At 56.9% G+C, this 13,229-nt stretch carries 11 protein-coding genes; 5 read left to right on the top strand and 6 right to left on the bottom strand.

The features are described 5' to 3' along the window. Positions 1–35: 35 nt before the first annotated feature. Positions 36–632 (top strand): recombination mediator RecR, encoded by a 597-nt coding sequence (gene recR / locus ACR0LZ_RS12555; protein WP_480750147.1) that lies wholly within the window; start codon positions 36–38, stop codon positions 630–632. Between the two features lie 18 nt (positions 633–650). Next, the gene (locus tag ACR0LZ_RS12550) at positions 651–1,151 is read left to right on the top strand and encodes an ion channel (RefSeq protein ID WP_480750146.1); all 501 of its coding nucleotides are present in this window, start codon (positions 651–653) and stop codon (positions 1,149–1,151) included. A 6-nt stretch (positions 1,152–1,157) separates the two neighbouring features. Here the strand turns inward: ACR0LZ_RS12550 and ACR0LZ_RS12545 are convergent, their stop codons facing one another. Beyond that, a complete protein-coding gene (locus ACR0LZ_RS12545; protein ID WP_480750145.1) occupies positions 1,158–1,487 on the bottom strand; it encodes a hypothetical protein in 330 nt (109 codons plus the stop codon). Positions 1,488–1,676: 189 nt separating this feature from the next. Between ACR0LZ_RS12545 and betB the strand changes: the two genes are divergently transcribed. The 3 genes from betB (at position 1,677) to ACR0LZ_RS12530 (ending at position 7,057) form a co-directional block, all read left to right on the top strand. Continuing rightward, entirely contained in the window at positions 1,677–3,131 is a 1,455-nt protein-coding gene (gene betB, locus ACR0LZ_RS12540) for a betaine-aldehyde dehydrogenase (RefSeq protein WP_480750144.1), read from the top strand. Between the two features lie 160 nt (positions 3,132–3,291). Continuing rightward, complete coding sequence (locus tag ACR0LZ_RS12535) at positions 3,292–5,709, top strand: GcvT family protein (RefSeq protein ID WP_480750143.1); 2,418 nt, start codon at positions 3,292–3,294, stop codon at positions 5,707–5,709. 1 nt (position 5,710) lies between these two features. Continuing rightward, positions 5,711–7,057: an MmgE/PrpD family protein gene (locus ACR0LZ_RS12530; RefSeq protein ID WP_480750142.1), complete on the top strand. Its 1,347-nt coding sequence runs from the start codon at positions 5,711–5,713 to the stop codon at positions 7,055–7,057. 16 nt (positions 7,058–7,073) lie between these two features. Here the strand turns inward: ACR0LZ_RS12530 and thpR are convergent, their stop codons facing one another. From thpR to ACR0LZ_RS12505, 5 genes are read right to left on the bottom strand one after another with little or no spacing between them, the layout of a single operon-like run. Continuing rightward, positions 7,074–7,595, bottom strand: coding sequence for an RNA 2',3'-cyclic phosphodiesterase (gene thpR / locus ACR0LZ_RS12525; RefSeq protein WP_480750141.1), 522 nt, complete (start codon positions 7,593–7,595; stop codon positions 7,074–7,076). 6 nt (positions 7,596–7,601) lie between these two features. After that, positions 7,602–8,339 (bottom strand): maleate cis-trans isomerase family protein, encoded by a 738-nt coding sequence (locus ACR0LZ_RS12520; RefSeq protein WP_480750140.1) that lies wholly within the window; start codon positions 8,337–8,339, stop codon positions 7,602–7,604. Then, a complete protein-coding gene (locus ACR0LZ_RS12515; protein WP_480750139.1) occupies positions 8,336–9,403 on the bottom strand; it encodes a pyridoxal phosphate-dependent aminotransferase in 1,068 nt (355 codons plus the stop codon). The genes ACR0LZ_RS12520 and ACR0LZ_RS12515 overlap by 4 nt, the downstream gene beginning before the upstream one ends. Beyond that, positions 9,400–11,049 carry a hydantoinase B/oxoprolinase family protein gene (locus ACR0LZ_RS12510; RefSeq protein ID WP_480750138.1) on the bottom strand — a complete coding sequence of 550 codons (1,650 nt, stop codon included), beginning with the start codon at positions 11,047–11,049 and terminating at the stop codon, positions 9,400–9,402. Before ACR0LZ_RS12510 ends, ACR0LZ_RS12515 begins: the two co-directional genes overlap by 4 nt. Then, positions 11,046–13,148, bottom strand: coding sequence for a hydantoinase/oxoprolinase family protein (locus ACR0LZ_RS12505; protein ID WP_480750137.1), 2,103 nt, complete (start codon positions 13,146–13,148; stop codon positions 11,046–11,048). Before ACR0LZ_RS12505 ends, ACR0LZ_RS12510 begins: the two co-directional genes overlap by 4 nt. Positions 13,149–13,229 lie beyond the last annotated feature (81 nt).

Below are 13,229 nucleotides of genomic sequence, written 5' to 3'. Positions count from 1 at the left end.
GGCTACCTGTGCCCCGATAAAAATGAGGCGCATGGGTGAGTTCCAACCGCGATATCGACAATCTGATCGAACTGATGGCCAAGCTGCCCGGCCTCGGACCGCGATCAGCCCGACGCGCGGTTCTGCATTTAATCAGGAAACGCGCATTGCTGCTGACGCCATTGTCTGACGCCGTGCATGCCGTCGCCGTCTCAGCTCGAGAGTGTCTCAACTGCGGCAATGTCGGCACCTCGGATATCTGCGACATCTGCGAGGATGAAGATCGCGCTTCGGGTGAACTTTGCGTCGTCGAAGATGTCGCGGATCTCTGGGCAATGGAGCGGGCAGGCGTGTTCAAGGGGCGGTATCACGTGCTGGGTGGAACTCTGTCTGCGCTGGATGGCGTAGGCCCCGATGAACTCCGCATTCCCCGTCTCAGAAATCGGGTTGTCACCGAAGGGATTACCGAAATCATTCTTGCTTTGAACGCAACAGTCGACGGCCAAACAACCGCCCATTACATCGCCGACCAACTACAGGGGCAGGTGCGCCTGACTTCATTGGCGCAGGGTGTGCCGATAGGCGGCGAACTCGACTATCTCGATGATGGCACCATCAATGCGGCTTTGAGCGCGCGTAAAGACATAAGCTAGTACAACTGGAGCGGTGAAATGGCGCGGATCGCGTTCCGATTGAAGGAATGGTGGCCCACATTGCTAGGGGCATTCGGGCTGGTTGTCGTCAGCAGCCTGGCCTTTTTCTTTCTGTCGCGGCTCAGTCCCGAAACCGCAGGCGATACCATAGGAACAGTGGCAACTTTCGTACTTGCTGTCTGGCTGTTGTCACAAATCTGGATTCACGCAACTCGCATCGACAAAGCCAAGCATCAGCTTTTGCTGATGGCTGTATCTTTCATTCAGGTCGTTCCGTTCCTTTTCGCCGCCGCCTACGGATCTTTTGGCTATACCGATTTGTGCGTGATCGGTGCCAAGCAGCCCAGCGATGTTCTGTATTTTTCGTATGTGACGTTCACGACCGTCGGGTTCGGTGACCTGCATCCGGGTGGATTGTGCCGGGCCATTGCCGTTGCTGAAGCAATAACCGGTTACGTGTTGCTGGGGTTATTCGTCGCCGCAGCGGTCGCCCTTTACGGGCGGGCGCGTCAAACCTGAGCGCACTCATCGGTTTCGCTCGATCCATGCTGCAATAGCTGCCTTGTCACGAAAGCACTCTGACGGGACATGGCGATGCTTGGCCCTTGCGATACGCTCCGCAAAGGCTACCTGTTTTCCGGTCGGATAGTTGTCAAAGGGTGATGTGCCGCGCGGTTTGTGGGCCGATATCCAGTCTGATAGCGACCGCCGGTCGCGCTGCGCCTCTACCGGAATTTCCAATGCAGATTTCTCTGCGATCGCGCGAGCGTACCGCATCTGCTTATCTGTCACAGGCAACAGGTGATAGTCGTTTCCGGGGCCATTCAGGGCCGATCTTTGCAACGGGTGGGTCATCAGAATATCCTCAGCCACGATGAGAACATATATAGAACATTAATGGGGATTTTTCAAGGGCGCTGATTTTCCTGGCTGCCGAAAACACAGGTCGCACGTTTATTGACTGACGGATCAACAACCGATAGTGCAATGGAAACAGACCCGCAACTATGCGCGGTTGGTGCAAATTCGCGAGAAGGATACGGCATGAAATTCCAGCCCAAGGCCAGCCACTTTATCGACGGCGAATACGTCGAGGACGTGGATGGTGCACCGATAGACGTCGTCTATCCAGCGACAGGCGAAGTCATAGCGCGGCTGCATTCAGCAACACCCGCCATCACCGACATAGCATTGACCAGCGCAAAAAACGCTCAAACCTCCTGGGAAGCCATGAGCGGAACCGAACGCGGACGTGTGTTGCGCCGCGCTGCTGACATCATGCGTGAGCGCAATCGCGAATTGTCGACCATCGAAACCCACGACACCGGAAAACCACTGCAGGAAACATTGGTGGCCGACGCGACCAGCGGTGCGGATGCGTTGGAATATTTCGGCGGTCTGGCCGCATCGTTAACCGGAGAGCACATCTCGCTGGGTGGCGGCGATTTCGTCTATACGATCCGCAAAGCATTGGGGGTTTGTGTCGGCATCGGCGCATGGAATTATCCCACACAGATCGCCTGCTGGAAAGGGGCCCCGGCATTGGCCTGCGGAAATACGATGGTGTTCAAGCCTTCTGAAACAACGCCGCTGTCCGCATTGAAAGTGGCCGAGATCCTGATCGAGGCTGGCGCCCCCAAGGGAATCTACAACGTGGTACAAGGCTATGGCGATGTGGGCGCAAGCCTTGTGACCGACCCGCGCGTGGCCAAGGTCTCGCTGACCGGTTCGGTACCCACGGGCCGCAAGGTTTATGCCGCCGCTGCGGGCGGAATGAAACATGTCACCATGGAACTGGGCGGCAAATCTCCGATGATTATATTCGACGACGCCGATATCGAAAACGCAGTGTCGGGTGCCATTTTGGGCAATTTCTATTCCTCTGGGCAGGTTTGTTCCAACGGAACCCGGGTGTTTGTGCACAAGAGCATCAAGGAAGAGTTTCTGACGCGTTTGTCCGAGCGGTTGGCAAACGCGAAAATTGGTGATCCTCTGGATGAGGAAACCAATTTCGGCCCGATGGTCAGCGAAAACCAAATGAACGTCGCGTTGAGCTACATTGAAAAAGGCAAGGCTGAAGGCGCGCGGCTGGTCTATGGTGGTGCGCGGGTTGAAGGCGAAGGTTTTTATGTACTACCCACCGTGTTCTCCGACGTGACCGACGACATGACCATCGCGCGCGAAGAGATATTTGGCCCGGTCATGTCAGTGCTAGATTTTGACACCGAAGAAGAGGTCATGATCCGCGCCAATGACACCGAATTCGGTTTGGCTGCCGGCGTCTTCACCAACGATCTGTCCCGCGCGCACAGAGTAGCTGCCGGATTCGAGGCCGGTACCTGCTACATCAACACCTACAATCTTGCCCCCGTCGAAGCGCCTTTTGGCGGGTCAAAGATGTCCGGCGTGGGACGCGAGAACTCGAAACTGGCAATAAACCACTTCAGCGAAATGAAATCTGTCTATGTATCGATGAACAATGTCGAAGCACCTTACTGACATCCAAGATTTTTCAAGTAGATAAAACCAATTTCAGGAAAACCTGCTCTGATCCCGACCTTGGATGTCGGGATCAGAGCATACGCCGGGTTGCAACTGTGGCTGACTCCCTGAAAATTGCGATGGTCTGACATCGTTCAGGATTCAGGAGTAAAGCCCCATGAGAACCCACGCCCAAGCGGTCGTAATAGGAGGTGGCTTGGTCGGCTGTTCGATCCTGTATCACCTTGCAAAGCTCGGCTGGACAGACGTCGTCCTGCTGGAACGGGACGAGCTGACCAGCGGATCGACCTGGCACGCGGCGGCGAACATCCACGGGCTGCACGATAACAATAACGTCACCCGTATCCAGCACTATACGATGAACCTGTACAAGGAACTGGAAAAGGAAACCGGACAGGGTTGCGGAGTTTTTCAACCTGGCTCACTTTATCTGGCACAGACCGAAAACCGCGAACACCAGCTGCGCCTGCAGGAAGCCAAGGCGAAGTTCTATGGCTTGAACTTCTACGAAGTCAGCCGCGAACAGGCTATGGAGCTTCATCCGCTGGCTCAGTTCGAAGACATTCGTTGCATCATGTACGAACCCGATGGCGGCAATGTGGACCCGTCCGGTGTAACCATGGCCTACGCCGCAGGCGCCCGGAAGATGGGTGCTACGATCGAGCGGTTCTGCCCGGTTATCGGCACCGAACAACAACCTGATGGTTCTTGGATCGTGCGCACAGAAAAAGGCGACATCCACACGCTGTGGGTGGTGAATGCCGGCGGCCTTTGGGGTCGCGAAGTGGCCGCGATGGCCGGGATCGAACTGCCTCTGCAACCGACTGAGCACCAGTATTTCGTGACCGAGGCGATTGACGAAGTTGCCAATCTGGGCCGCCGTCTGCCCTCGATCGCCGACCGGGATGGCGAGTACTACTTCCGCCAGGAAGGTAATGGGTTGCTGATCGGGGCCTATGAGAAAGACATGCGGTTCTGGGCCGAAAACGGCACGCCACTGGACTTTGCGCATGACCTGTTTCCAGATGATTTGGACAGGATCATGGAAAACGTGATCCGCGCGACCGAGCGTGTCCCGGTTGCCGCCACCGCTGGCGTCAAGCGGGTGATCAACGGCCCGATGATCTGGTCTCCAGATTCGAACGCGATCTGGGGCCCGGTCCCGGAACTGAAGAATTACTTCTGCTGTACCGGCATCATCCCTGGCTTTTCGCAGTCGGGCGGCCTGGGTCTGCTGGCCGCTCAATGGATGATCGAGGGCGAACCGCAATATGACATGTTTGCTTGGGATCTGGCCCGCTTTGGCGACTGGGCAGACAAGAAGTTCACCAAGGCACGAGTGGAGGATGTTTATACCCACCGCTTCGCCATCCATTTCCCGAACGAGGAACGCAGCGCGGGTCGCCCGGCTCGTGTGCGTCCGGCGTATGAACTGCAAAAGGAGATGGGGTGTGTCTTTGGCCTGAACTGTGGCTGGGAACATCCGCTTTGGTTCGCCGATCAGCCCGGAACAATCGAAACCAACGGTTTTACCCGCCAGAACTGGTGGGAGCCGGTGGGTCGAGAAGTAAACATGCTGCGCGAAAGCGTTGGCGTGATCGATATCTCGAACTTCGCCAATTACGTCGTTAAAGGGCCGGGAGCACATGATTGGCTGGATCGTCTGGTCGCCAATCGCGTACCAACGGAAATTGGTAGGTCTTGCCTGACACCTCTGATCTCGGTGCGCGGTGGTGTGGCAGGAGATTTTACCATCACCAAGGTGGAGGAAGACGAATACATGATGGTCGGCTCGGGTATGGCTGAACGCTATCATCAACGCTTCTTCAACATGGTGCCCTTGCCCGACGATACCACATTCGAGGTCGCCACAAACCGGATTGCGGGCTTTAACGTAGCTGGCCCGAAATCACGCGACCTGTTGCAACGGCTGACCAATGCAGATCTGTCGAACGAGGCCTTCCGGTTCATGCGATCGCAGACCATCGAGGTAGCCGGCGTAACCTGTCTTGCGATCCGGGTAAGCTTTACCGGTGATCTGGGGTGGGAGTTACACTGCAGCGATGAGGACCAGATAAGACTCTATTCGGTACTTTTGGAAGCCGCGAAAGAGTTTGGCGGCGGTCCGGTTGGTGGCCGGGCTCTGGGAAGCTTGCGGATCGAAAAGGGCTATGGCTCGTGGGGGCGTGAGTATTCTCAGGAGTACTGGCCACAAGAAGTCGGGCTGTCTGGGCTGATTAAGCTGGACAAGGACTTTCTGCACAAGAACGCCTATATGGCAGTCAAGGACAACGCCCCACGTGAGGTGCTATCGATCTTCGAGGTCGAGGCGGAGCACAATGCAGACGCAACTGGCGGCGAGCCGATCTTTACTCAAGATGGTCGGCCCGTCGGTCGGGTAACGTCGGGCGCCTACGGCTATTCGGTCGGAAAATCTCTGGCTGTAGGGTATTCCAACCCATCCGTTGCTGGGCCAGGAGATTCAGTCAAGATTTTCATTCTTGGCAAACCGCACAAGGCCAAAATCCTGAGTGAACCACTCTTTGACCCCGCCGGCTCACGCCTGAGAGGCTGACATGACCGACACTTTTTCCAAAGTTGCCGATTTCGTACTGAGTTGCCGCCCTGAAGACATGCCGGAAAGCGCGCGGGACGCAGCCGCGTTGATGGCTTTGGACACCTTGGGTATTCTGATCGCTTCCGGCCCGATGGAGGCTGGGTTGATCGCACGGGATACTGCGGCGCTTTTATATGCTTCAACGGACGCCGCATTCAGCGCTCGAATGCCTTTTGATGGTCGTCGCGTCAGTATGGCGGGCGCTGCATACGCTGCTGCGACTCAGACCGACAATCTCGACGGGCATGACGGATACAATCCGACCAAGGGTCATATCGGGGTCGTTGTGATCCCCGCGCTTGCAGCATTGGCCGAGCGCTGTCCCGACCTTTTGGGTCCCGAGGCTTTGGCGGCAATAATCGTGGGGTACGAAATCGCGGGTCGGGCGGGTATGGCCCTGCATGCTACGGTCAGCGACTATCACACCTCGGGCGCGTGGAATGCGTTGGGTGTGGCCGCGATGGCCGCGCGCCTGAGGGGGCATACTGTGGATCAGCTGAGACAGGGGTTGGGTATCGCTGAGTACCACGGTCCGCGCAGCCAGATGATGCGCGAGATCGCCAACCCCACCATGCTGCATGACGGTTCAGGATGGGGCGCAATGGTTGGGATGTCAGCGGCAATCCTAGCCGAGCGCGGGTTTACCGGTGCGCCGGCGATTACAATCGAAGAAGAACGTGCCGCACTTTATTGGGCCGATCTGGGGCAGTTTTGGCAGATGGAACATCAATATGTGAAGCCCTACCCGATTTGCCGTTGGGCTCACGCCGCCATTGACGCCACCCGCGCTTTGATGATCGAGCATGATCTGGCTCACGAGCAGATCGCCGGGCTGCATATCAACAGCTTCCATCAAGCTGCCTGTCTTTATTCCGAGTTGCCAGACACAACCAGTCAGGCGCAGTATTCGCTGCCTTTTGCTGTGGCTGTTCAGGCAGTCCACGGTCGGATTGGGGTTGAGCACATATGCGGTGCAGGGTTGAATGACCCGGTTGTGGCCGGGTTCATGCAGCGCATCTCGGTAGCCGAAGCGACATGCCACAGCGAGCGGTTTCCGCAGGGGCGTTGGGCCGATGTTCAGATCACGACAATCGACGGTCAGGTACTAGAGTCGGGCGACACCCATGCAAGGGGTGGCCCCGAAGCCCCGATGAGCCGCGAAGAGGTGATCAAGAAGTACATGGAGTTTGCCTCTTCCGCTATCGGTACCGCCCGTGCTGCCGAAATTCGAGATGCCGTGTTGAGCCTCATTCATCCGACCAGCCGGTTCTCGGACGTGGCCGCCTTGATCTACGACGCGCCCTAAACCACCCTGCTATCCGTCAGTTTTCCGGCGCCAGCGGATACTCGGCAAGACATTCGTGCCGCGCTCCATCTGGCAGCAATGTCGAGGCATAGAGTGCAAACTGAGACACTTCCATTTCCGGATATTCCAAACCGGTTAAATCCGGAGGGTAGGGCGGCAAGCACCGCGTGGGTTTGAGGCGTAGAACCGTGACATGTGGACGAAAGCGTCGACGCGGCAAGAAGATGCCGGCGTGGCGCACAGCCGCCTGAACCCGACCATGCAGTGCATCAAGTCGAGGGTTTTCTTGCACCTTTAGATGCACAGACCAACCAAACTGGTCCAATCCCGTCAAAGTCACCGAAAACGGAGGCGCCTGAATAAGTTGCAAACTCTCGTGTATCGCCTCAAGCACTTCGTGGCTTTGATTGTCCAGAAAGGCGAGTGTCAGATGCAGATTTTCTGGCGGAACTACGCGCCCTACCCCAAGACGCCGTTGCAATCGGAGTAAGGCAGGGACGACGTCTTTCGCTACGGGTAGAGAAATGAAACAGCGCATCCCCGATCATAATCTGTCGAACAGGCGACCCGGCAACTGTTCATGTCGCGCCAGGTTCAGATGCTGCATCAGGCAGAACATCAGCGCCTGATTCGAGGTTACGACTGGCTTGCCCAGGGCAGCTTCGATCCGCTCGATGGCCTCAACAGAGCGCATGTCAGTGCAACTCAGCACGATTGCTTGTGCCTTGGGGTGGTCGGCCCGGCAGGCAAGATCAAAAACCTCGTCCGGTGCCAACTCACCTTGACCATAGTTACCCAGCTCGCGCCCGATATCAGCGCGGGCCACAGTTTCAATTCCGTTTTGCACAAGAAAATCTACTGCCTGATCGTTAATCGCTCCGACATAGGGCGAAGAGAAACCAACCTTCTTGACACTTAAGGCCTTCAACGCTGCTATCAGAGAACCGGCTGCAGTCATCGAGGCTGCGCCTGAACCTTCCTTGATCCGTTCCGCCAGATCTTCATCGAACGCCGGTCCATGTGTCAGTGTAGCCGAGGTGCAGCCATACAGAACCACCTGAGGTCGCACCCCCGAGATCATTCGCAGGTCGTGCTCGATATCCGAAGCTCCCAGCCCCGCCATCTGTTCGACTCCCGGAATCTCGTCAACGTCATAGCCGCCGAGGCGCTGGAAATGCAGTGTGACACCCGGTGGACGCATAAGTTCCAAATCGGGTTCCAGATTGGTGTTGGTGAAAGGAACCAGAACACCGATCTTGGCCAATGTGCGAGGATCAGTCATGAAAAAACTTCTTTCAGAACGTTTCGAACCCGGTTCATGATTTCAGGCGCGCAGATTGTTGCCCGAAGACAATTCGGCAAGCCGTAACCCCCCATGCCGCGCATCAGCAGGCCACCGTCCTGCAAAGCGGCATCCGCACGGCGCGCAGCATCCACGCTATCAAATTGCAGCAAGACGAAGTTGGTGTGGGATTGAGGCACGTTCAGCCCTAACCCACGCATATCCGCGGCAAACCCGTCGCGCAGCGCGGCAGTGTTTGAAACGACTTCACACAATTGGGCTTGGTCACGCATTGCAGCAGCGGCCATAGCTTGGGACACGATCGAAACATTATTGGGATTCAACAGCTTTCGAACCTGTTCGGCAACTTCAGAGGGAAAGTAACCCCACCCCACCCGTGCTCCGGCCAAACCGTAAGCCTTGGAAAATGTACGAAGGATCACGGTATTGCCGAGGTCGATCAAGGCAAAAATCTCTGAAGGTGGCTGCCCGACATCGCAGAACTCCGCATAGGCCTGATCAACAATCAGCAAGACATCCTGCGGCAACGCGCGGCGCAGCCGCAGAATTTCGGCGTTCGGGATCAGGGTGCCGGTCGGGTTCCCCGGATTGCACAAAAAAACGACGCTAATACCGGGGCGACAGGAGGCGAGGATTTCGTCGACAGAAACAGTCATCGCGACCTCCCGAGCCAAGATTGGCTCAGCATTGGCTTGCCCGGCCGCTGTCCTGACAAAAGCATAACCGTACTGAGTGCTCAGCAGCGCTTGCCCGGGTCCAACGTAAGCGTGGACCAGACATCCAATAAGTTCCATCGAGCCGGCGCCGCACAATATGCGCTGCGGGTCCAAATCATGCGTTTCGGCGATTGCCGAGCGCAGTTCCGTCCAATCGGGATCGGGATAGAGGAGACTGTTCGAGAGCGCCCTCTGTCCCGCAGCAAGTGCAGCAGGGCTGACCGGAAATGAACTTTCGTTCTGTGCCATTGACACGGTGCCCGGCTTGCCCAGATCGGCCAAGGCGTATGGCGCCATTGTGGCGATGTGCGGCATCGGAGAAATCATAACCCATCTCCATAATGTTTTGCGCCTTCTAAGGTCACTAGCCCCCGTACCTTATCCAATGCCAGTGCATTCGGGTCACGCTGCGACGGCGGCCCGAAGCCGCCGCCGCCTGGAGTTTCAAAAATCAGGCGCTCGCCGGATTCAACGCGCAACTCACCCTTACCGGAAATGTCTTCCGTGCGTCCGTCGATTCGAATTCGACCAGGCGCACCGGGCAAACCGCCCTCACGCCCCAACGCCGGGAATTTCAAACGCTCGACAGACAGAAATACGACAAAAGGCGCATTATTGGCCGAGGTCATTTCGATCCTTTGACCCAGACCGCCGCGGTACTTTCCTGGTCCGCCGGAATCCGGTCGCAGTTCGCGCTTCCAAATCGTTACCGGAGCCACGCTTTCAGTGATCTCCACTTGGCTGCCATAGACACCCGATGGGTAGGCAGTAGCAGACAGGCCATCGGCATGGGGTCGGGCGCCGGTGCCGCCATTGTGGACTGGTTCGATGGCAAATTCACGCCCACCAATGGCCGCCACTTCGGGCGCGTGTCGCATGGGCAGGTCGAACATGCACGATGCACCTTCGGCCGGAACCTTGTCGGGCAGTGCCTGATGGAGGCAACCCAGAACCAGATCGGGCGTCACCTGTCCCAATGTGTGGCGCATGGCCACGGGCACCGGACGCTGCGCATTCAGGATACACCCCGGAGGGCCATCGACGGTGAAGGGCTCCAGTGAACCGGCATTGTTAGGAATGTCGGGACCAACGATGCATCTTAGCGCAAAAACCGTATAAGCCGTGGCATAATTGAGCGGAACATTAATCCCTTTTTTCGAACAGCCCGACGTGCCCGCAAAATCTACATGCATGCCAGTCTCGGATACGGTGAGCGTTGCGTGTAACTCCAGCTCTTTCTCATATCCGTCCATGCGCAGCATGTTGCGATAGACGCCAGGCGGAACCTCAGCGATGGCCTCCAGCGTACCGCGGCGTGACGTATCGATGATGTGCTGCCCCAGTGCATCAAGGTCGTCCAGACCGAACTCTTCCATCATGCTCTTTAAACGCTTCACCCCCGCTTCGCAGCAAGCGATGAGGGCATAAATATCACCCTCATTGGCGATGGGTTCCCGCGAGTTGGCGCGGACGATGTCCATCAACAAGGCGTTTAGTTCGCCTTGGTCGACCAGCTTGCACGGAGGGATTAGCAGGCCTTCATCATAGATATCGGACCCTTCCGGTCCCATCCCCAGACCGCCCAGATCGACCAGATGTGACGTGCAGGAGGTAAAGCCAACAACCCGCCCTTTGTGAAAGGCGGGCATCATCAGCAGAAAGTCGTTCAAGTGTCCCGAGGCCAACCAGGGATCGTTGGTCATGTAAATATCGCCCGGTTTCATGTTTTGAACCGGGAATCGCTCTCGCAGATGCATTACTGCTTCGGCCATTGTGTTGATATGGCCCGGTGTTCCGGTGACGGCCTGGGCCAGCATGCGACCCTGAACGTCGAATATTCCGGCAGAAATGTCACCACATTCCCGCACGATGGGTGAAAACGCAGCCCGTATCAACGTCTGACCCTGCTCTTCGACAACCGCCAAAAGACGGTTCCACATAACCTGCAGGCGGGTGGGGGAAAGGTCGGTCAATGGGCCGCTCCTTTTTCTTTCCGGGTCAGAACCAGATTGCCTATGGCATCAACCTGAGCGACAAAGTCAGCCGAAACGAGCGTTGTCGTCTGCGGCTCGGTGACAAGGGCGGGACCGATGATCAGGTCGCCCGGCTTTAGTACAGTTCGAGAAAATACTCCGGCTTGGACAATACCACCTCCGACGTCGCAATAGATTGGTCTTCTATCCGATGAGGAAATATTTTTCGTCTTTTTGAGTTTGGGTATTCGCGGAGCCGGAAGATTGGGTGTCGCTACGCGAACAGACCAGTTCAGGATTTCAATTTCCATCCCCGGCACCGGGCGTGAAAACTGTTGCCGGTACTCCGTTTCAAATGCCGTGCGAAGCGGTTCGACATCAAAGTCTTCCAGTGGTCTATCCGGCAACAGAATTTCGATCTCATGCCCCTGACCATGATAGCGCATGAATGCGCTGCGCTGGGTATAGGTAATCGAACCGGCCGCCCCTTGGTCGACGACAGCTTGAGCCTCCGCAATCATTTCGGAAAAAACCGCATTGATCGCCGGCATATCTATCTGATCTAGAAGGGAATATCGACTGCGGATGACTTCGAAACCAACCGGAGCGAAGAGAAACCCCACAGCAGACCCAACGCCGGGGCTGGAGGGGATCACGATGCGGTTAACGCCGGCAGCGCGGGCCACTCGGGTAGCATGCAACGGGCCATTGCCTCCAAAAGCAATCATCGTCCGCTCACCCAGATCCTTTCCTGATTCAACTGCGTGCATACGTCCTGCGCTGGCCATGTTGTCATCCACGATCCGAGTGACGCCGTCCGCTGACTGCAATGGATCGATCTCGAGGTTTTGTCCGATGTGACGCTTCAACGCGTCCCGCGCGGCGTCACTATCGACATGCAGCTTCCCTTCGGCAAAGCTGTCCGGCTGGATATAGCCCAGAACAATATCGCTGTCGGTAACGGTTGGTTTGTTGCCGCCGCGACCGAATGCGACCGGGCCTGGCTCGGACCCTGCACTTTGGGGTCCCACCGTCATTCGCCCCAAACGATCCACCGCCGCGATCGAACCGCCACCGGCTCCGATTTCGATCATCTCGATCACGGGAATGCGGACCGGCATTCCGGACCCTTTGACGAACCGGGCCGCCCGCGCGATTTCGAACTGACGAGCAGTCTGGGGCCGGGCCTCGTCGATCAAACAAAGTTTCGCGGTGGTGCCTCCCATGTCGAACGATACGACCCGGTCCAACCCGGCTTGCGCCGCAATTCGGGCTGCGAGAATTGCGCCCCCCGCGGGACCGGATTCCACCAGGCGGATTGGAAACCTTCTGGCGCTGTCGAGCGAGCACATGCCACCGCCAGCTGTCATCATCAATATCGGGCAAACAATCCCTTCTGAGGCAAAACTCTTGGCGAACTCGTCCAGGTACGTCCGCATTAGTGGCAGGATAAACGCGTTGGCAACCGTCGTGCAGAGCCGATCAAACTCTCGCGCCTCTGGGCTGACATCACTTGACAGCGACACCGCCAAGTGCGGGAGCTTTTGTTGCAAAGCATCGCGCAACCTTCGTTCATGACTTGGATTGGCATAGGAGTGCAAAAGACAGATTGCCACCGCCTGGGCACCTGATGCTTCAATTTGCTCAGCCAATGTATCGATCGCATGCGCCTTGAGCGGAACCAGAACGCCACCATCTGCAGACGTGCGCTCCTGTATCGTCAAGGCGCGTTCGCGCGGAACCAGAAGATCAGGTTTTTCAAGGTTGATGTCATATTGTGCGTACCGCCGTTCATAGGCGATTTCCAGAATATCGCGAAACCCTTGGGTGGTTACCGTTACAACCCGTGCACCCCGTTTTTCAATCAGGGCGTTTGTCGCCAAAGTGGTTCCATGAATGAACCCTTTCACCTCTACCGGCTGACGCCCAGCCAAGGTTAAAACCCGCTGCACACCCTGCATCGCTCCTTGGGCTGGGTTGGTATGGGTTGTCAGCGTTTTAGCCGAGGCAAGGATGTGATCGGTCCCCTGAACCAGCACCGTATCGGTGAAGGTTCCACCAATGTCCACGGCCAGCCGCAGCACAGATTTTCCCGTCATTGTGTATTCCGTCTGTCGCGTATCAAGAAAAGCGAAGGTTTCATTCGCTCATATCGCGACAAGATCCGTACCTGTCGCCCG

It is taken from the genome of Ruegeria sp. CI1, assembly GCF_056536925.1.
This window is presented reverse-complemented; position numbering and strand designations above follow the sequence as displayed.

Excerpts from the sequence above, each read along its gene's own strand:
- ACR0LZ_RS12535 (WP_480750143.1), top strand. The coding sequence starts at position 3,292 with ATGAGAACCCACGCCCAAGCGGTCGTAATAGGAGGTGGCTTGGTCGGC.
- ACR0LZ_RS12550 (WP_480750146.1), top strand. The coding sequence starts at position 651 with ATGGCGCGGATCGCGTTCCGATTGAAGGAATGGTGGCCCACATTGCTA.
- ACR0LZ_RS12505 (WP_480750137.1), bottom strand. The coding sequence starts at position 13,148 with ATGACGGGAAAATCTGTGCTGCGGCTGGCCGTGGACATTGGTGGAACC.
- ACR0LZ_RS12530 (WP_480750142.1), top strand. The coding sequence starts at position 5,711 with ATGACCGACACTTTTTCCAAAGTTGCCGATTTCGTACTGAGTTGCCGC.
- ACR0LZ_RS12545 (WP_480750145.1), bottom strand. The coding sequence starts at position 1,487 with ATGACCCACCCGTTGCAAAGATCGGCCCTGAATGGCCCCGGAAACGAC.
- ACR0LZ_RS12515 (WP_480750139.1), bottom strand. The coding sequence starts at position 9,403 with ATGATTTCTCCGATGCCGCACATCGCCACAATGGCGCCATACGCCTTG.
- thpR (WP_480750141.1), bottom strand. The coding sequence starts at position 7,595 with ATGCGCTGTTTCATTTCTCTACCCGTAGCGAAAGACGTCGTCCCTGCC.
- betB (WP_480750144.1), top strand. The coding sequence starts at position 1,677 with ATGAAATTCCAGCCCAAGGCCAGCCACTTTATCGACGGCGAATACGTC.
- ACR0LZ_RS12520 (WP_480750140.1), bottom strand. The coding sequence starts at position 8,339 with ATGACTGATCCTCGCACATTGGCCAAGATCGGTGTTCTGGTTCCTTTC.